Source organism: Novosphingobium anseongense, from assembly GCF_037482895.1.
Lineage (GTDB): Bacteria > Pseudomonadota > Alphaproteobacteria > Sphingomonadales > Sphingomonadaceae > Novosphingobium > Novosphingobium anseongense.
This window is the reverse complement of record NZ_JBBHJZ010000002.1, coordinates 929,444-948,156: the sequence shown is the minus strand read 5'-3', so window position 1 is coordinate 948,156 and position 18,713 is coordinate 929,444. Positions and strand designations below refer to the sequence as shown.

The 18,713-nt window shown below is 64.5% G+C and carries 20 protein-coding genes and 1 pseudogene; 14 read left to right on the top strand and 7 right to left on the bottom strand.

Annotated elements, in window-relative coordinates:
* Positions 1–16: 16 nt before the first annotated feature.
* Positions 17–517 carry a protein-export chaperone SecB gene (secB, locus tag WG901_RS13355; protein ID WP_339587561.1) on the bottom strand — a complete coding sequence of 167 codons (501 nt, stop codon included), beginning with the start codon at positions 515–517 and terminating at the stop codon, positions 17–19.
* A gap of 254 nt (positions 518–771) precedes the next feature.
* On the opposite strand from secB, the gene WG901_RS13350 reads away from it, so the two are divergent.
* From WG901_RS13350 to WG901_RS13340, 3 genes are all read left to right on the top strand, one after another.
* Positions 772–1,452, top strand: coding sequence for a Tim44/TimA family putative adaptor protein (locus WG901_RS13350; protein WP_339587560.1), 681 nt, complete (start codon positions 772–774; stop codon positions 1,450–1,452).
* A 111-nt stretch (positions 1,453–1,563) separates the two neighbouring features.
* Positions 1,564–2,694: a murein transglycosylase A gene (mltA, locus tag WG901_RS13345; protein WP_339587559.1), complete on the top strand. Its 1,131-nt coding sequence runs from the start codon at positions 1,564–1,566 to the stop codon at positions 2,692–2,694.
* 130 nt (positions 2,695–2,824) lie between these two features.
* Positions 2,825–3,292 carry a Smr/MutS family protein gene (locus tag WG901_RS13340; protein WP_339587558.1) on the top strand — a complete coding sequence of 156 codons (468 nt, stop codon included), beginning with the start codon at positions 2,825–2,827 and terminating at the stop codon, positions 3,290–3,292.
* Here WG901_RS13340 and aroC read toward each other — a convergent pair whose 3' ends face one another.
* A complete protein-coding gene (aroC, locus tag WG901_RS13335; protein WP_339587557.1) occupies positions 3,293–4,363 on the bottom strand; it encodes a chorismate synthase in 1,071 nt (356 codons plus the stop codon).
* Positions 4,364–4,437: 74 nt separating this feature from the next.
* On the opposite strand from aroC, the gene WG901_RS13330 reads away from it, so the two are divergent.
* From WG901_RS13330 to WG901_RS13310, 5 genes are all read left to right on the top strand, one after another.
* Positions 4,438–4,746: an antibiotic biosynthesis monooxygenase family protein gene (locus tag WG901_RS13330; protein ID WP_339587556.1), complete on the top strand. Its 309-nt coding sequence runs from the start codon at positions 4,438–4,440 to the stop codon at positions 4,744–4,746.
* Complete coding sequence (locus WG901_RS13325) at positions 4,746–5,090, top strand: arsenate reductase (RefSeq protein ID WP_339587555.1); 345 nt, start codon at positions 4,746–4,748, stop codon at positions 5,088–5,090. The genes WG901_RS13330 and WG901_RS13325 overlap by 1 nt, the downstream gene beginning before the upstream one ends.
* Positions 5,091–5,224: 134 nt before the next feature.
* Positions 5,225–5,917, top strand: coding sequence for an ImuA family protein (locus tag WG901_RS13320; protein WP_339587554.1), 693 nt, complete (start codon positions 5,225–5,227; stop codon positions 5,915–5,917).
* Complete coding sequence (locus tag WG901_RS13315) at positions 5,817–7,352, top strand: Y-family DNA polymerase (protein ID WP_339587553.1); 1,536 nt, start codon at positions 5,817–5,819, stop codon at positions 7,350–7,352. Before WG901_RS13320 ends, WG901_RS13315 begins: the two co-directional genes overlap by 101 nt.
* Entirely contained in the window at positions 7,349–10,720 is a 3,372-nt protein-coding gene (locus tag WG901_RS13310) for an error-prone DNA polymerase (RefSeq protein WP_339587552.1), read from the top strand. The genes WG901_RS13315 and WG901_RS13310 overlap by 4 nt, the downstream gene beginning before the upstream one ends.
* A 9-nt stretch (positions 10,721–10,729) precedes the next feature.
* Here WG901_RS13310 and WG901_RS13305 read toward each other — a convergent pair.
* Positions 10,730–10,921 (bottom strand): annotated as a pseudogene (locus tag WG901_RS13305) (dUTP diphosphatase); the annotation flags it as partial.
* Positions 10,922–11,205: 284 nt separating this feature from the next.
* Complete coding sequence (locus tag WG901_RS13300) at positions 11,206–11,577, bottom strand: response regulator (protein ID WP_339587551.1); 372 nt, start codon at positions 11,575–11,577, stop codon at positions 11,206–11,208.
* Between the two features lie 413 nt (positions 11,578–11,990).
* Between WG901_RS13300 and WG901_RS13295 the strand changes: the two genes are divergently transcribed.
* The 6 genes from WG901_RS13295 (at position 11,991) to WG901_RS13270 (ending at position 16,367) form a co-directional block, all read left to right on the top strand.
* The gene (locus WG901_RS13295) at positions 11,991–12,389 is read left to right on the top strand and encodes a hypothetical protein (protein WP_339587550.1); all 399 of its coding nucleotides are present in this window, start codon (positions 11,991–11,993) and stop codon (positions 12,387–12,389) included.
* Positions 12,386–12,778 (top strand): PIN domain-containing protein, encoded by a 393-nt coding sequence (locus WG901_RS13290; RefSeq protein ID WP_339587549.1) that lies wholly within the window; start codon positions 12,386–12,388, stop codon positions 12,776–12,778. The genes WG901_RS13295 and WG901_RS13290 overlap by 4 nt, the downstream gene beginning before the upstream one ends.
* A gap of 36 nt (positions 12,779–12,814) precedes the next feature.
* Positions 12,815–13,378: a hypothetical protein gene (locus WG901_RS13285; RefSeq protein WP_339587548.1), complete on the top strand. Its 564-nt coding sequence runs from the start codon at positions 12,815–12,817 to the stop codon at positions 13,376–13,378.
* A gap of 150 nt (positions 13,379–13,528) precedes the next feature.
* Positions 13,529–14,035, top strand: coding sequence for a Ros/MucR family transcriptional regulator (locus WG901_RS13280; protein WP_339587547.1), 507 nt, complete (start codon positions 13,529–13,531; stop codon positions 14,033–14,035).
* 252 nt (positions 14,036–14,287) lie between these two features.
* A protein-coding gene (locus WG901_RS13275; protein WP_417602967.1) for an IS3 family transposase occupies positions 14,288–15,429 on the top strand; the annotation gives its coding sequence in 2 pieces (ribosomal slippage) (positions 14,288–14,528 and positions 14,528–15,429; 1,143 coding nt in all).
* A gap of 95 nt (positions 15,430–15,524) precedes the next feature.
* Positions 15,525–16,367, top strand: a complete 843-nt coding sequence (locus WG901_RS13270; protein WP_339587545.1) for a DUF3800 domain-containing protein — start codon at positions 15,525–15,527, stop codon at positions 16,365–16,367.
* A 189-nt stretch (positions 16,368–16,556) separates the two neighbouring features.
* On the opposite strand, the gene WG901_RS13265 is transcribed toward WG901_RS13270, so the two are convergent.
* From WG901_RS13265 to WG901_RS13255, 3 genes are read right to left on the bottom strand one after another with little or no spacing between them, the layout of a single operon-like run.
* Entirely contained in the window at positions 16,557–17,825 is a 1,269-nt protein-coding gene (locus WG901_RS13265) for a Y-family DNA polymerase (RefSeq protein WP_339587544.1), read from the bottom strand.
* Complete coding sequence (locus WG901_RS13260) at positions 17,822–18,235, bottom strand: LexA family protein (protein WP_339587543.1); 414 nt, start codon at positions 18,233–18,235, stop codon at positions 17,822–17,824. Before WG901_RS13260 ends, WG901_RS13265 begins: the two co-directional genes overlap by 4 nt.
* A 5-nt stretch (positions 18,236–18,240) precedes the next feature.
* A complete protein-coding gene (locus WG901_RS13255) occupies positions 18,241–18,612 on the bottom strand; it encodes a hypothetical protein (RefSeq protein WP_339587542.1) in 372 nt (123 codons plus the stop codon).
* Between the last annotated feature and the right edge of the window lie 101 nt (positions 18,613–18,713).

Sequence of the window (18,713 nt, the reverse complement as noted above, 5' to 3'; positions counted from 1 at the left end):
GATATTGGCGCAAACCTCAAGCGTTGCCGACCGGCTGACCTTCGGCCTGGCCGGCAAGCTGCTGGACGTAGAGGCCGTTGAAATCGATCGGCTCGAGCATCAGCGGCGGGAAGCCGGCGTCGCGGACGGCATCGGCCAGGACGCGGCGCGCGAAGGGGAAGATGATCCGCGGCGCTTCGGCATAAGTGAAGGCGTGGGCCTGGGCATCATCGATGTTGCGCATGCCGATCAGCGCGCAATAGGACAGGTCGACGATATAGGCGGTGCCGGCTTCGGCCTTGGCCGTGACCACGATCTTCATCTCGATCTCGTGGACTTCGTCGTTGATCGGGCGCGCGCCGATGTTGAACTGGATGTCGACCTGCGGCGCGTCCTGCCAAGAGAAGCTGTCGGGCGCATTCGGGTTCTCGACCGAGAGATCCTTGACGTACTGCGAGATCAGGCCGGCGGCGGGTGCGGTGTCTTCGCCATTGCCACCAAGATCGAGGTTGGAAATCACGTTGCCATCATCGGCCATGGTTTTCGTCTTTCTTCACGCTTGCGGTGTAAATCCTGGCGCGCGACTAGCATCGCGCACGGCGGGCGGCAATGGCGCTGACCCGACGGGAAAGGCATGGAATCGCGCGCACGTGGCGTTTGTGACATCCGACCGACGAAAAATTCGCCCGGATTGGCGGTTCGTGCGTTGTTCATTTGTCAACCCATCCTATCTGGGTCTACTATGATGATTGGCCCGCTCCGTGCGCGGCAACAGAATTGGAAAGCAAAGGCGTGACTGTCGAAATCGTCATTCTGGCCATGATCGCAGCCTTTCTCGGGCTGCGTCTCTACTCGGTGCTCGGGCGCCGTGCCGAACACGAGGAAGAGGTCGTGCCCGGCCGGTTCGACAACAAGACCAACGCCGGCACGTCGGCCGCCCCTGCACCGCGCCAGCCGGTCGATCGGCAGCAACAGCAGAACAGCCCAGCGGCCCGTCCGCGCGAAATGCCGACGGTGACCGCTTCGGTCGAGCGCGGCCTGCGCGCCATCGCCGCGGCCGATCGCCACTTCGATGCCTTCGCTTTCGTCGAAGGATCGCGCAGCGCCTATCGCATGATCCTCGAAGCCTTCTGGCGGGGTGACAAGGAAGAGCTCCAGCAGCTCTGCGACCGTGACGTCTACGCCAGTTTCGCCGGTGCCATCGACGCGCGCGTCGCTGCCGGCGAATCGCTCGACAACCGCCTGATCCGCATCGAGGAATCGGTGGTCTCCGCTGCCGATCTCGACGGTCAGACCGCACGCATCACCGTGCGCTTCCGCGCCGACATCGCCGCCGTCACGCGCGACGCCGAAGGGCATGTCGTCGCTGGCTCGCTCGACGACGCGATCGAGACGATCGACATCTGGACCTTCAGCCGCAACGTTGCCTCGTCCGATCCGGACTGGCTGCTCGACGAGACCGACGAAGGCTGAGATCTCGTGGCGGGGGGCTTGCGCAGATACGCGGCCCTCGCGCTGCTCGTTTTCCTCGCCGCTTGCGGACGCGTCATTCCCCCTGCCCACGGTCCTAGACCGCTTCCGCCCGTGTCACGTCCGCCTATCTCGGGTCCCGCCACCCAGCCGCCGATCGTCCTGCCCAACAACGCCGTCTCCGCTGGGGTGACGCGCGGGCCCGCGATCGACAGCCTCGACATCGGCGCGAGCGATGCGGCCGAAGCTCTCGCCGCCTTTCGCGTCTCTTGCCCCAGCCTGCAGCGGCGCACCGATGCCAGCGGCCTGACCCGCGGCGCCGACTGGAAGACCGCCTGTGACGCCGCCGCGAGCTGGTTCTCGGCCGACGCGCGCGGTTTCTTCGCACGCTATCTCGAGACCGCGCGGATCGGCGACGGCGCGGCTTTCGCCACCGGTTACTACGAGCCCGAGATCGCCGGCGTGCGGGTCCGCCAGCCTGGCTACGACGTGCCGATCTATGCCGCCCCCACCGACCTCGTGCGTGCGCGGCCCGGCGATGCCACACCACTGCCCGACGGCCGCCAGCCGCTCGGTCGCTATGATGAGAACGGACGCTTCTCGCTCTACTACAACCGTGGCGAGATCGAGGACGGGGCGCTGGCCGGCCGCGGGCTCGAGATCGGTTGGGCCGCCGATCCGGTCGAGTTCTACTTCCTTCAGGTCCAGGGCTCGGGCAAGCTCGTCGGACCCGACGGCAGCGTGATGCACATCGGCTATGCCGCGCAGAACGGCCGCTCGTCCAAGCTGATCGGCTCGATCATGCGCGAGCGTGGGCTGATCGGCTCGGGCCCGGGGCAATATTCGGGCTCGCTCCAGGGCATCCAGAAATTCCTGCGCGATCGGCCCGAGGACGGCCGGGCGATGCTGCGCGCCAACGAATCCTTCGTCTTCTTCCGCGAGATCAGCGCCGACGGCCCGGTCGGCGCGCTGGGCGTCGTGGTGCGCGCCCGGTCGAGCGCGGCGGCCGATCCGCTGTTCGTGCCACTCGGCGCGCCGCTGTTCCTCTCGGGTATGGACAATCGCGAAGCGAATGGCCTGTGGGTGGCCCAGGACACCGGCGGCGCGATCAAGGGCGCCAACCGCGTCGACACCTTCTGGGGCGCCGGCCCCGGAGCCCGCGCCACCGCCGGCGGCATGAGTGCGCGCGGCCGTGCACTGCTGCTGCTGCCGAAAGGCACGTTGACGCGCCTCGGCGCGCGCTGACATGCGCCGGCCCGGCCGCAAGCTGACCGCCGAGGAGGCGGCGCTCTGGGCGAAAGTCGCGCAGACGGTGGAACGCTTCCATCCTCCCCGCCCTTCGACAGGCTCAGAAGGGGGCGTAGCGGATGAGCCGGTGCCTTCAGCCCCACCGCCACCGCGAAAACGCGTCAAACCCATCGCGCCCTTTACCCAGCCTGCGGCAGTTCCCTCTCCTCGTGCCGGGGAGGATATCAAGGCCCGCCCTGCGCCCGCCACGCTCGACCGCCACGGCCTCGACGCTGGCTGGGACCGGCGCCTCGCGCGCGGCGTCGTCGCGCCCGATTTCACGCTCGATCTCCACGGCGCCACGCTCGACGCCGCGCATGCCCGGCTCGAACACGGGCTGACCCTGGCCTTGCAGCAGGGCGCGCGCGTGGTGTTGCTGATCACCGGCCGCGAACGGCCGAGCGAGGATCGCCGCAGCCGCGGCGTGATCCGTCGCAAGTTCATGGACTGGCTGGCGATCGGCCCGCACGCGAGCAAGATCGCTGCGATCCGCCCCGCCCATCCGCGCCACGGCGGCGCGGGTGCGGTCTACATCGTGCTCAAACGACCGCGCTAATCAGGCGCCGACCTGCCCGCGGTGCAGCAGCTTGTGGTCGGCCAGGACCAGCGCCATCATCGCCTCGACCACCGGCGCACCGCGGATACCGACGCAGGGATCGTGGCGACCCTTGGTGCGGATTTCCGAAGCCTCACCCTCGCGCGTGATCGTCTCGACCGGGGTGAGGATCGACGAGGTCGGCTTGAAGGCCACGCGCAGGACGACCGGCTGCCCGGTCGAGATGCCTCCAGCGATGCCGCCCGCGTGGTTGGCCAGGAAGCGCGGCCCACCATTGCCTGGCCGCATCGGATCGGCGTTCTGCTCGCCGGTCAGGCGCGCCGCGGCGAAGCCGTCGCCGATCTCGATGCCCTTGACCGCGTTGATGCTCATCATGCCCGAGGCGAGATCGGCATCGAGCTTGCCGTAGAGTGGCGCCCCCCAGCCCGCGGGTACGCCCTCGGCGACGCATTCGACCACGGCGCCGAGCGAGGAACCGGCGAGCCGCGCGTCGTCGACCAGCTTCTCCCAGCGCTTGGCGGCTTCTGCGTCGGGGCAGAAGAACGGGTTGTTGGCGATCTCGGCAGGATCGAAGTTCGCCCGGTCGATCGCGTCGCCGCCAATTTCGGTGACATAGGCCAGGATCGTGACCTCGGGGATCACCAGCCGCGCGACGCCGCCCGCGGCGACCCGTGCTGCGGTCTCGCGCGCCGAAGAGCGCCCACCGCCGCGATAGTCGCGGAAGCCGTACTTGGCGTCATAGGCGTAGTCGGCGTGGCCGGGGCGATAGGCGAGCGCGACTTCGGAATAGTCCTTCGAACGCTGGTCCACGTTCTCGATCATCAGGCTGATGGGTGTGCCGGTGGTCTTGCCTTCGAACACGCCCGACAGGATCTTCACCGCATCGGGCTCCTGCCGCTGCGTGGTGAACTTGGACTGGCCCGGGCGGCGCGCATCGAGGAACGGCTGCAGGTCGGCCTCGCTGATGGCCAGGCCCGGCGGGCACCCGTCGACCACGGCGCCCAGCGCCGGCCCGTGGCTTTCGCCCCAGGTGGTGAAACGGAAAAGACGGCCGAAGCTGTTGACGCTCATGCCCCGCGCTTTGTCGTGGATGGCGCAAAAAGTCCACTCCCCCGGCGCGGGACGAGTCGCTAGGAGTGGCGTCCATGTTCCTCGTCGTCTTCCGCAATCGCAAACGTGCCGAAATCGACGCCCAGGCCTATGGCGCCGACGCCGCCCGCATGGAAACACTGGCACGCGCACAGCCCGGATTTCTGAGTTTCAAGAGCTATACCGCTGACGATGGCGAGGTTGTCGCGATCTCCGAATGGTCGAGCGAGGCGGCGATGCATGCCTGGGGCAGCCATCCCGACCACGCGGCGATCCAGCAGCGCGGCCGCGCAGAATACTATCACGACTTCACTCTGTTCGCCTGCGATGCCCCGCGCATCCGGCGTTTCGAAAGACCCGACTGATGAGCGTCACCCTCTACGGCATTCCCAATTGCGACACGGTCAAGAAGGCGCGGACCTGGCTCGAGACCAAGGGAATCGCCTACACCTTCCACGACTACAAGAAGCAGGGCACCGATCCGGCAAAGCTGACCGAATGGGTCGCGAAGGCCGGCTGGGAGAAGGTGCTCAATCGCGCGGGCACGACCTTCAAGAAGCTGCCCGAGGCCGACAAGGAAGGACTCGACGCTGCCAAGGCGGTGCGCGTGATGGAAGCCAACCCCAGCGCGATCAAGCGCCCGGTGGTCGAACATCCGGGGGGCCTGCTGGTGGGCTTCAAGGAAGCGGAATGGGACGCGGCGTTCTGATCCTTCGTTGATCCAACAACTGGCAAGGCCGGCTTCCTGCTGACTCCCACACAAAAAGAACATATCATGAACACATGCAAGTCGATTCGCCCCTGCCTGTTGCGTTGCCGGCGGCCCCACAGCCCATGGGGCTGGTGCCGCTAGGCGAAGCCTGGCTCGACCAGGCGCTCGCGGGGGGCCTGCGGGCCGATGGTCTGCACGAATTCCACGCCGCCGACAGGATCGACAGCGTCGCCGCGCTCGGCTTCGCCCTTCTCGTCGCGCGGCTGCGCCAGGATCTCGACGGCCGCCCACTGATCTGGGCACGACAGGACGACGCGGTGGGCCGCCCCTATGGCCCCGGCCTCGTCGAACTCGGGCTCGATCCCGACGCCGTGACCCTGCTGATGCTGCAGGACGGCAAGGCGCTCCTGCGCGCGGGGCTCGACTGCGTACGCGACGGCGCGGCGGCGGTCGTCCTGCTCGAATTGCACGGTCGCCAACCGCTGCTCGATCTCACCGCGACGCGGCGACTGGCACTGGCTGGGGCCGCCAGCGCGACGATGGTCCTGCTCGCGCGCTCACAAGCGCCCCCCGTGCCGAGCGCCGCGCACACCCGCTGGCAAGTCGCAGCCGCGCCCTCGCTACCGCTGCCGGCAGAGGCCCCCGGCCATCCGGCCTTCGCGCTCACCCTGCTTCGCCGCCGCGGCGGCGGCGAAGGGCTTTCGATCACCCTGGAGTGGAACCGTGACACAGTCTCTTTTCGCGAGGCAGCGCCGTTACCTCGCGCTGTTCCTGCCGTGGCTGCCGGCGGAACGGATGATCGCCTGCGGCAAGGCACCGGCTGACCGCGCCTTCGTGCTGATCGAGAAGCAGCGCGGCGCCCTGCGCATCGCGGCGCTCAATCCCGAAGCCTTTAGTCTGAAGCTGGAAGTCGGCCAGGCGCTGGCCGACGCGCGGGGCTGCGTTCCCCACCTTGCCGCATTCCCGCACGATCCGCTCGCCGATGCCGCGCTGTTGACGCGACTTTCCGGACTGTGCGGCGACTATACGCCCTCGGTGCAGTGCGACCCGCCACAGGGCCTGCTCCTTGACGTAACCGGATGCACGCACCTCCATGGTGGCGAGGCGGGCCTGCGCGATCACCTGCTCGCGCGGATGGCGGCCGAGCGGCTGACCATCCGCGCGGGCCTGGCCAAAACGCCGCAAGCGGCACGCGCCCTCGCTCGATACGGCGGCGAGGCTATCGAGCGGCTGCCCCTCGCCGCGCTCGATGCCGAGCCCGAGACCCTCCACGCGCTCACGCGCGCCGGCTTTCGCCGGATCGGCGATCTCGCCCAAGTGCCGCGTACCGTGCTTGCCGCGCGCTTCGGCATGGCCACGATCACACGACTCGCCCGGCTACTCGGCGAGGAAGACGGGCACATCGTCCCCCAGCATCGGCGCGAGAAGGTTTTCGCCGAGCAGCGCTTTGCCGAGCCGATCGGCCGCACCGACGACGTACTCGAGGTTATCGAGCACCTGCTCGAACGCACGGGCGAAGAACTCCGCACACGCGGCGAAGGCGGCCGCGCCTTTCGCGTGCGCCTCCATCGCAGCGACGGCCATATCGCCCGGCTCGAAGTCGAGACCGGCACGCCGACACGCGATCCCGCGCTGGTGCTGCGCCTGCTCCGGGAGCGGATCGACAGCCTGGCCGACCCACTCGACCCTGGCTTCGGCTACGACAGCGTGGACCTGCTGGTGGTCCATGCCGAGGTCCTGCCCGACCGTCAGCACACGCTTGAGACCGAGCGGCGAGCCGCCGACGACATAGGCCCGCTGCTCGATCGCCTCGCGGTGCGTCACGGCCCGGCGCGCGTGCTGCGCTTCATCGCGGGCAACAGCCATGTGCCCGAACGCGCTGGGAACCTGCACTCCCTGCGCAGCAAGCCCAGCCCATCGACCTGGCTCGAAAGCGATGAAGGCGATCCACCGCTGCGTCCACTGGTCCTCCTCGATCCGCCGCAGCGGGTGCGGGTGACAGCCTCCCTGCCTGACGGGCACCCCGCCCTGTTTGTCTGGAAGGGCCGGCCGCACCGGGTCTTCCGCCACGAAGGTCCAGAACGCATCGCCAGTGAGTGGTGGCGCCGCCACGACGGCCATGTGGGCAATCCCGGCCGGACGCGCGACTATTACCGAGTCGAAGACGAGATGGGCCACCGCTTCTGGCTGTTCCGCCATGGCCTCCAAGAGCTCGAAGTCGAGCATCCCGACTGGTTCGTTCACGGCCTTTTCGCGTGAACACCCCCTCTCCGGCCTTTGCCGAACTCGGCGCCGCGACCAACTATTCGTTTCTGCACGGAGCCTCGCAACCGTCAGACATGGTGGCCAAGGCGATCACGCTCGGGATGACCGGCATCGGCATTGCCGATCGCAATACCGTTGCCGGCGTGGTCCGCGCGCACAAGGCCCTGCGCGAAGCCCGCGAGGATGCCGAGACGGAAGGTATCGACCTTCCCGGGTTCCGCCTCATCGTCGGCGCACGCCTGGTCTTCGTCGATGGCACACCCGACATCCTCGCCTATCCGACCTCGCGCCGTGGTTGGGGACGGCTCACGCGCCTGCTGTCGCGCGGCAACCTGCGTGCGCTCAAGGGCGACTGCATCCTCAGCCTCGACGACCTGCTGACCTTTCACGAAGACCTGCAACTGATCGTTCTCTCCGAATCGACTTCGACCTTGCAGCGGCCGCATCCCAAGCCGGTCGCCTATTTCGACGACGAACCCATTCCGACGCTCCGACTGGTTCAGCCGCCGGGCCTGCTGCCGCTGCTCGAACGTCTGGTCCGGCGCATGCCGGATCGGGTCTGGCTCGGCGCGACGATGGCGCACCGGGGTTGCGACGCCCGTCGCCTCGCCGAATTCCAGGCGATTGCCCGCAAGGCGCGCGTGTCGCTGCTCGCCACCAACGATGCGCTCTATGCCGAAGCCGGCGATCGCCAGCTACACGACCTGATGGCCTGCATCCGCGAGGGCACCACGATCACCGAGGCCGGACGTCGGCTCGAGGCCAATGGCGAGCGGCACCTCAAATCATCCGCCGAAATGACGCGGCTCTTCACCTCGTGCCCCGAGGCGATCACCGAAACCCAGCGTTTCATGGACGGGATCGCGTTCACGCTCGAGGATCTTCAATACGAATATCCGCACGAGCCGGTGCCCGAAGGCTGGAAGCCGCTGGGCTATCTCATTCATCTGGTCATGCGCGCTGCGTTCCAGCGCTACGGCCCCTCACTCAACAGCAAAGTGCGCAAGCTGCTGGTGGAAGAGTTCACTCTGATCAGAGAGCAGAACTACGCCTACTATTTCCTCACAGTCTACGACCTGGTCCGCTTCGCGCGCGAGCAAAAGCCACCAATCCTCTGCCAGGGCCGTGGCAGCGCGGCCAATTCGATCGTCTGTTTCCTGCTGGGCGTGACCTCGGTCGATCCTGGGCACTATGACCTGCTGTTCTCGCGCTTCGTCTCCGACGAGCGCCGCGAGCCGCCCGACATCGACGTCGATTTCGAGCACGAGCGGCGCGAGGAGGTCATGCAATACATCTACCAACGCTACGGCCGCCATCGCGCCGGCATAGCCGCGACCGTGATCCACTACCGCCCGCGCAGCGCCGTGCGCGAGATCGGCAAGGCTCTGGGCATTTCCGAAGACGTCACCGCGCGGCTTTCGAGCACAGTCTGGGGCAGCTTCGCCGCAAAGTACGAGGAGAAGCGGCTGATCGATGCGGGCTTCGATCCCGACAATCCCGAGATTGGTCGGCTGCATCATTTCGTCGAGCAGATTCTCAAGTTCCCGCGCCACCTGTCACAGCACGTCGGCGGCTTCGTGCTGACCGAAGACCGGCTCGACGAAACCGTACCGGTGCACAATGGCGCGATGGAAGACCGCACCTTCATCGAGTGGGACAAGGACGACATCGACGAGCTCAGGCTGATGAAGGTCGACGTGCTGGCGCTGGGCATGCTGACCTGCATCGCCAAGAGCTTCACGCTGATGCGCGAGCACGGGCTCGGCGAACACGCGCTCGATGTCGATATCGAGTCCAGCGACAAGGCCGTCTACGACATGCTCGGCGAGGGCGACAGCATCGGCGTGTTCCAGGTCGAAAGCCGCGCGCAGATGAACATGCTACCGCGGCTCAAGCCGGAAGATCTCTACGACCTCTCGGTGCAGGTCGCGATCGTCCGGCCCGGCCCGATCGAAGGCGACATGGTCCACCCCTATCTGCGCCGCCGTTGCGACAAGGAATCTTACGAGTTCCCCGAACCCAATCCACCCCATCCCAAGGACGAATTGCACGGATTGCTTGGCAAGACCTTCGGGGTGCCGATCTTCCAGGAACAGGCGATGAAGCTGGCGATCACCGCCGCAGGGTTTACCCCGACCGAGGCCAATCAGTTGCGCCGTGCCATGGCCACCTTCCGCAATGTGGGCACGATCCACAAGTTCGAGAAGATGATGGTCGATGGCATGACCGCGCGCGGTTATCCGGCTGAATTCGCGAGGCGGTGCTACGACCAGATCAAGGGCTTCGGCTCCTATGGCTTCCCCGAGAGTCACGCGCTGTCCTTCGCGCGGTTGGTCTACGTCTCGGCCTGGATCAAGTGCCACCAGCCTGCGGTGTTCACCTGCGCATTGCTCAACTCGCAGCCGATGGGGTTCTATGCGCCGGCACAGCTCGTCCGCGATGCGCAAGAGCACGGCGTCGAGGTGCTGCCCGTGGACGTCAACCATTCGGCCTGGGACTGCACGCTCGAACGCCGCGGTGACGGCGCGCTCGCACTGCGGCTCGGCACGCGGCAGGTCGGCGGCTTCCGCAAGGACTGGGCGCACGCCATCGAGGCCGCCGCGCCTTTCGCCAGCGTCGAGGAACTCGCGCGGCGCGGGCATGTGCCGCAACGCGGGCTGCGCCTGCTCGCCGATGCCGACGCCTTCGGCTCGATCGCTCTCGATCGCCGCGCGGCGCTATGGGAGGCGCGGCGCACGCCGCCCGATGCCCTGCCGCTGTTCGCCCATGCCCAGGCGCGCGAGCTCGGCGAGGAACCCGCGATCGCGCTGCCGGCGATGACGCTCGGCGAGCAGGTCGCGGCCGATTACCAGACCACGCGGCTTTCGCTGAAGGAGCATCCGATGACGGTGCTGCGCCCGGTCTTTGCACGCGAGGGCGTCCTGTGCTGTGCCGATCTGAGCAAGGCCAAGGCCGGCGTACGGCTGACCGTCGCCGGCGTGGTGCTCGTGCGTCAGCGACCGGGCAAGGGCAATGCGATCTTCGTCACGCTCGAGGACGAGACGGGGATCGCCAATGTCATCATGTGGGCGCGCACCTTCGAGCGTTTCCGCCGCGAGGTCATGGCCGCGCGACTGATGCAGGTCGAGGGGGAGCTTCAGCGCAGCAAGGAAGGCGTGATCCACGTCATGGCCAGCCGGATCATCGACCGCACCGAGGTGCTGGGCCAGCTCTCCGAGATCGACGACGCCAATCCGCGGCTCTCGCGGGCCGACGTCTTCCTTCACCCGCAGCATCCGCGCGGACGCGAAGAGCCGCCGCCGCGCTCCGGCGTGCATCCTCGCGACGTGCGGGTACTGCCCAAGTCGCGCGATTTCCACTGAGTGAAGGAGTCAATTCCCCAGCGCGGTGACGCCGCCAGTCGAGCCGAAACCGCCTTCGCCGCGCGCGGTGTCGTCGAGTTCGTCGACCTTGAGCCACGAGGCCTGGACCACGGGCGCCAACACGAGCTGGGCGACGCGGTCACCGCGGCGGATCGCGAAGTCCTCGCTACCGTGGTTGATCAAGATGACCTTGAGCTCGCCGCCGTTATATCTGACTCCTATCCGCTTAGATCTTGGGAAACTCACGTGTCTTGCGTCTAAGCGCATACCGAATCCGCTTACCTAAGGCATCCATTGAGTGCTGCGCTAATTTGAGCGCTCAACGTAGTTCGAAGTTCATCTTCGAACTACGTTGAGCGCAACCGCCGCAGGCGGCAGAACGGTTCTGTTGACAGGGCGCTCGGGTCGCACCCAACGCCTCGGCATCGGCGAGGCTATGAACACGCTACCTCAACAACCCTACCATGCGGCAGAACCCCTAATTTTCATTGGATCGCAGGCATCAAAAGTTGCTCGAGCACACGCTGCACATGCGCTGACGCGAAGGGCTTGGTGAGCAAGGGTGCGTCAGGATAGCGCCGAGCAAGGTCAGAAGTACGCCTCGAGCTCGCAAAAGCCCACGGTATACCGCGTCGAAGCAGTTCTTCTGCCACGACGCTGCTTGACTCGTCGCCTAGCTCCCAATTTAGAATCGCCGCTTCGACATCATTCTCCACAAGCAGGGCAAGCGCCTGTGGAACTCGAGTCGCCGGCCCTACCACGCGACAATTCAGATCCCCGAGCATATCCGTCAGGAACTGAGCTAGCATCGCCTGCTGTTCCATCACCAGAATGCGCTTACCACTCAATTCGTACATCTGCTTCTCCCAGCGGATGACCCACGTCCTCTTCACAAATGAAGTGACTTTCACACGAAATGTTGCAGGGATTCCCGGCATCCGCAGCGCAAAGGCGCCTCCTCAGATAGACCAGCATCTCAACTTCACCACGGAAAGAAGGGCAACACCTACTGTGGAGGAAGCGGCTGGGCTGCGATCGGTACAACGGCCTTGATCAAGCATATTCCATCTGCAATGACCTTGCGACCGTCGGCAAATTCCGACGGCGGGGCGTCGTAACCCCTGAGCAGTTGGCCGGTCGCAGTTCTGCGGCCGGGTGGCCGTCGCGTATGTCCAAGGCTCGCCCAAAGGCGGCGGCGCCTTTGCGACTGCTCAGGTTACGAACACCCGGCTTCGGCCGGTCTGCCCCAACATGTGCAAGGTGGCAGACTGTGCGAATAAAAATTGCAGGCGCTTACTCGCTGTGGGAGTTCGAGGACGCGCTCGACCGCATTGTGCAATCGCTCAGATCTAACGGCGTTAGCCACCTGCGTGCCATCAATCTTTACCTGAGCCCATTCAGAGCCAACACCAAACTGATCTTTGAGGATCAAGAGACTGGCCGTCCGTTCGAAGTGATGCACTACGCCGGCAGCCGCCGTCGGGAGTTTGCTGTCGTTTCGCCGCGACTGCAGCCTGAGCGCGACGCTGTCCGCATCACGGACGCGATACCCCATTTGAACCAAGGAACATGCCGCGGGTATATCGAAGATTTTATCGGTCTTCTTGAGCAGCGGTCCGGTGCGACATGCATCGCCACCGGCTCCATCGACCAAGGTGTCAATCAATGATCAGAATCGCGGTTGCTTCCGATGTTTTGGTTAGCGCCGTCCTTCGAGATGGCGATTTTGGTCCTAATCAGGCCGAGAGAATTCTCAAAAAGGCAGACTTGGTCGCAGTGGCGATCCCACCTCTTTGTGAGTTCGTTCACAGTCTCCAACAGGATCACGGGTTGGCGGCCAATGATGTTGCCAGAGCGGTTCACGTGCTGCTCCGTGCTGAAAAAGTTGTGGCCAACCGACCGGCCATTGCGGCGGCATTAGCATCAATAGAAGCAGGCGGAACTTTCATCGAAGGGTTGGTCGCTTTCGAAAGCCAGCGCCTTGGAGCCAACAATTTCGTGTCTTTCGAGCCGGATTCGATGAGGCGTGTCGAGCGATTGATGTCGCTTTACCGCTAGCGCGATCAAGTTGATTCTACTGAGGAGTTTGGCGGGATGATCGAAGCAAAGGCTGAGGAGACAGTCTCGCTTCGCGATCATCGGCGGTACTCCATCAAGAACCGGAGGCGTTTAAGCGGGCCAGCGTTGCGCACGTTCACCGCAATCTCTGATGGCTGGAATCTGTCTCGGTGTCAGCGCTGCTGCCTGCTCGGCGGCCGATCAACGTCGGCCTACCACAGATGGGAGCGCAGAGCGCTCAACCATTCGGCGCTGGTACTCACGACGAACACGCTTTTTCGGATTTCTCTCGCTTTCCGGATACATCGGACTCTGACGATTTTATTCGAGGGAGAATGCGAGACGAATGCCTGGCTGCGCAACTGCCACCTGGCTGAACCCTTCAATGGGCTGGCTCCAGTCGTGCTTATGATTGACGGTGGCGTTGACGGGTTGCTGGCCGTGTGCCGGTTTCTCGAAGGGGCTAGCCAAGGCATCAATATGCAACCCAATTCGGCAGACGTTGGATTTCAACCGTACTCCGATGATGAGCTTGTCATCGCGGACGAGAGCGCACCTGACCGGGGAGTTCAAAGCGATGAGCAGAAATGCCCGCCGTAGTTCGTGATGCGCTAGTCGCACTCCGACCCTCCTGGTTATCCCTGTCTGGTCGCTTTTGAGGTCCGTGCTTGCCATCAATGGCTTTAAATGCTGCGTTGACGTCGGGGGTATCAAGAGTGCGTCCGATACATCCATAATGGAGCTAAACCCATGGCAGAGCCTACCCCAGACAATAATTTCCTCGAATTGGCGACTGAGCTGACGATCGCGTGGCTGTCCAATCCCAACACGCGCGCCTCTGCTGAGGAAGTTCCGGGATTTCTGCAGACGATGCATGACGCTGTGACTGGCTTGGCCGGATCTCCGGTGGCGGAAGCTGAAACACCGACCGAGCCCGAATACAAGCCTGCGGTCACGGTCCGCCGCTCGCTCGCCTCGAAGGATCATCTGATTTCGATGATCGACGGCAAGCCCTACAAGACGCTCAAGCGCCATCTGTCGACGCATGGCCTGACGCCTGCTGAGTACCGTGAACGCTATGGCCTCAAGGCTGACTACCCGATGGTCGCAGAGAGCTACGCCGAGATGCGCCGGGGCTTGGCAAAGAAGATCGGTCTTGGCCGGAAGGCCGGCGTGAAGTTGGCGCCACGCAAGGCCACTGCGAAACCCAAGACGGCCCGTGCGACCAAGGCAGCGGCTGAGAGCGCCGCGACCTGATAGACTGTTTGGACAATCGTTTGAGGGCTCCTGCGCACTGAAATCTGATTCAGGGCGCGGATTTGGACAGTATCGAGCCGTGACCGAATTTCTGAGATTGATCGCAAGGCTCGCACTTTCCCAACGATTTTTCCGACGAGGAGTGGGACCTGATAGCAGAGCGAGTTTCCCCGGCCGCAAGCGCGCGGCCGTCTGAGTAGCCCCTAGATTTCTGGACGCCTTCCATCCTAATTTTGAGGACAGGAGGCGATGATGGGGAAGCCCAATTTCAGCGATGAGTTCAAGCGTGATGCGGTGGCTCAGATCACCGAGCGTGGTTATCCGGTAGCCGAGGTTTCACAGCGGCTCGGCGTCAGTCCGCACTCGCTTTATGCCTGGAAGCGGCAGCTGGCGAAGGTGGTGTCGGGCGATGCCGGCAAGGATGCCGAGATCCGTCAGTTGAAGCGCGAGCTGGCCCGGGTGACCGAGGAGCGCGATATCCTAAAAAAAGCCACCGCGTATTTCGCCAGGGATGCAAAGTGAGATACGCCTTCGTTGCCGAGCATCGTGACCAGTTTCCGGTTCGGTCGATGTGTCGGTGCCTGCGCATCCAGCCCAGTGGCTACTATGCGTGGCAGAAGAGCCCGCTGAGCCCGCGGGCCCGGGAAGATGTTCGCCAGACGGAGTTGCTCCGGCAAGCCTGGAACGACAGCGGCAAGGTTTATGGCTACCGCAAGCTGCACGACGACCTGTTGGATCAGGGCGAGGTTTGCTGTCCGAACCGCGTTGCGCGGTTGACCAGGCTGGCGGGTATCAAGGCGCAGGTCGGCTACAAGCGCCGGCCCGGGAGCCATGGTGGCAAGCCATCCCTGGCGATCGACAACACTCTGGATCGCCAGTTCGACGTCGCTGCCCCCGATCGGGCCTGGGTGACGGACATCACCTACATTCGCACCCTGGAAGGCTTCGCCTATCTGGCTGTCGTGATCGACCTGTACTCGCGCCGCGTGGTGGGTTGGTCCATGCAGAGCCGGCAGACCACCGACGTGGTGCTGCAGGCGCTGCACATGGCGGTATGGCGTCGTAAGCCGAAGCAACGGGTGCTGATCCATTCGGATCAGGACTCGCAGTTCACCAGCATGGACTGGGCTGCCTTCATCCGAGCTCACAATCTTGAGCATTCGATGAGTCGGCGCGGCAACTGCCATGACAACGCCGTAGCCGAGAGCTTCTTCTCCTCGCTCAAGCGAGAGCGCATCCGGCGCCGGACCTACAAAACACGCGAGGAAGCCCGGCAGGACGTGTTCGATTACATCGAGATGTTCTACAACCCGGTGCGCAAGCAGGTCAGAAACGGGATGCTATCACCCGCACAGTTCGAACGGCAGCAGATTTTGAAAGCAGAAGGCGTCTAGAAAACTAGGGGCTACTCAGGGCTCGTTACTGGGGTGCCAGAAGATGCCCACCCGCAGGACTCGATTAATTCGGATTTCGGAGGCAGTAACGGTCGATGGTCCCGAAGTTCCTCATATATATAGATGAAGCCGGCGATCCAGGCGTCAAGCCGAAGGCGACCGACGAGCGGCTCTGGACCGACTGGTTCGTACTCTCGGCGGTCGTTGTTCGTGCAAGCCGGGATCTCGAAGTAGTCGACTGGGTCGCGGACATGCGCGAGGCGGTGCGTAGTCATGGATCGAAGGGACTTCACTATCGAACACTAAGCGAGACCAACCGCGAACGGGTGACCCGGATGCTTGGTCGCAAGCCAGTCAGGATATTCGCGCTGGCTTCGCTGAAGGACACGATGCGGGAACACTATAATTCGACGTTAGGTCGGGCGAACGACAGGGAATTCTACAACTGGTGCCTTCGCCTGCTTCTCGAGCGCGTGACCGAGTGGTGCTATCGCAAGTGTCTCGCCGACGACGATCCGGTAACGCCCGCGAAGATCGTCTTCTCCGAGCGCGGTGGGCACGACTATCGCGAACTCCGGGCATACCTGAGCAAGCTCGAGGCGCAGACCTTGACCAAGACGCTGGTGCTCAAGAAGCGGGGTCTGGCGCCGGGGATCATCTTCGGAAGCCATTGCGAAGTAAGGCCGCATGCCGACGTAGCTGGCCTACAGCTGGCCGACATTGCCGCAAGCGCCATCTTCCAGGCCGCTTGTTCTGTCGGAAACAAGCACTGCCTGAAGCCAGCTCAGAACCTGAAGCCGGTTTTCCCGAAATGCGCGAGGACGAAGCGCATCGCCGACTACAGCCTCTTGCGGCTTCCTTTCGCCCATCAGGGCACGATACCTGTCGAGGACCAGGCCATATTCGAACACTTCGGCTATCGGTTCGAGAAAAGGTGACGAGCCCCGGCCTTCCATTCAACTGAGCGGTAGGTTGCCATCCTGCGGGCGACCGTCTCAGAGGCTGCCCTCCCACGCGCGGCGTTCGGGCGAAAGGTAGTTCCGGCGTATCTCGTCGTCGATAGATTACGAGAAAAATCCTTGGATTTCAAATGCTAAGTTGAATCTCTTTTCAATGACTTAGCGCATTCACGCTCGCGCAACGGGCACATCGGTGATCTGCGTCGTGTAGTTCGGCGACCTCGCCTCCGAACGGGCGCTCCACCCGCGCCTGAAGCCCTGCGTCGCGGGGACCGCGGTGAATTTCCCGAAGCAACCGTTCACCTCGTCCATCGCGCGCATCAGCCTCGCCCGCTGCTCGCCATCGTCATCGAACAGCGTTCGGGGGCGCAGATCCTCACCGATCAGGTCGTCCAGCAGGATCCCCGCCTTCGTGATGCCGTACCCTTCGCGCCAGGCCCGTTCGACGCCGCGACGGGCGTAGGCAAGGAGCGCCAACCCGTCGCTGGTCATCGGCTGCATACTGAAGGCTCGCGATGCCGAATACTGAGGGCGTTCCGGCTTGTGCGGGTTCGTATGGAAGAACACGGTCAGCCGGCCAGCGACCAGCCCGTGCTGCCGGAGCTTCTCGCCGGCGCGCATCGCATACTGGGCGACTGCCCCCATGAGCGTGTCGACGTCGTCGACAGGCGTACCGAACGAGCGGGTGACGGCCATGCCCTTGCGCTGCGGCTCGATGGTCTCGACCGCCATTGCCGGTATGCCACGCAGCTCGGCGATCAGCCGTTCGAGGACGACGGTGCCGATACCCCTGGCCTGCTTCATGGCCATGTCGCGAAGGTGCCCGGCCGTCGTGATCCCGAGGTCGGCAAGCTTGGCGGCGGTGGCACGGCCGACGCCCCAGACGTCGCCGGCGGGGAACCGGTCGAGCACCCAGTCGCGGGTCGTGTCCTCGCGCAGGTCCGCCACGCCGTTGAACAGGGGATTCTTCTTTGCGGCCGCGTTGGCGAGCTTGGCCAGGGTCTTCGTCGGCCCGATGCCGACGCATGTCGGGATTGTGGTCCAGCGCCGGACCTGCGCGCTCATGTCGCGGGCGTGCGCGACGAGGTCGAGGTGCTCGAAGCCGGCGAAGTCGACGAAGGTCTCGTCGATGGAGTAGATCTCGAAGTCCCGGGCGAACGGCTGGATCGCAGCGACGACGCGCCGCTGCATGTCGCCGTAGAGCGCGTAGTTGGACGATAGCACGCGGATGCCATGCGCCTTCACCTTGTCGCGTATCAGGTGGACCGGATCGCCCATACGTATGCCGAGAGCCTTTGCTTCGGCCGAGCGGGCGATCGCACATCCGTCGTTGTTGGACAGCACGATCACGGGCACGCCGACGAGGGTGGCGTCGAAGGCACGCTCGCAGGACACGTAGTAGTTGTTGCAGTCGATGAGGGCGACGGGGGAGATCACGCGAATCTCCGCGCCAGGCTGACGACCACGCCCCAGACCTCAACGTGCTCGTCGACGATGATGGCGGGATAGCCTTCGGCCTCGGCGACGAGCCAGAGCCTGTCCCCTCGCCGGCGCAGTCGCTTGAGCGTTCTTTCACCGTGCACGAGCGCGACGACGATGTGTCCGGGCCGCGGTTTCTTCGCCCTGCTGACCACGATCAGGTCGCGATCGTGGATACCCGCCCCCGACATCGAGTTGCCCTCGATCCGCATGATGTAGCTCGCGGCCGGATGCTCGACGAGCCACTCGCCGAGATCTATCGGCTCCTCCATGTCGTCCTGCGCGGGCGACGGGAAGCCGGCAGGGGTGCTGACGAGCAGCAAGGGCAGCTCGATCGGCGCGAGATGGACGGGGACGATCTCGAGCATGGCCGTTAGAAGCTGGCCCAGTCGAGCTCGGCGTCGTCCAGAGCCTCGTAGACGTCTCCGTCGGCTCCCTGCTCCTGCAGGCGGCGGCGCACGTCGTCGACGGTCCCGCTCTTGGGAAAGGACCTGTCGGCCTTTGCCGCCTTCGATAGTTCTCCGATCCAGTCCTTGCGGCTGGACTGTCGCAGCAACCACTCCCCGAAAGCCTCCCGCTCGGGCTCCGGCACGGTAATCGCGACCCGGTCGAACTGGCCGACGCATGGCGGAAACTCGCCCGGCAGCGGCGTCGGAAGCAGCGCGTCGAAGTCAAAGCGCGTCTGTGATCCGATGGCCGCCACCGCGGCGTCGTCTTGCGCGAAAGCTAGCGGAACGTGCTCCATCGACCCTTCCTCAGTGAACCTGATTCGGCCCAAGCATATGGATCGGCAAGCCTGCCGTCATTGGTTTTGTTCTTTTTATGTTCTACAACTGAGAGCTCATC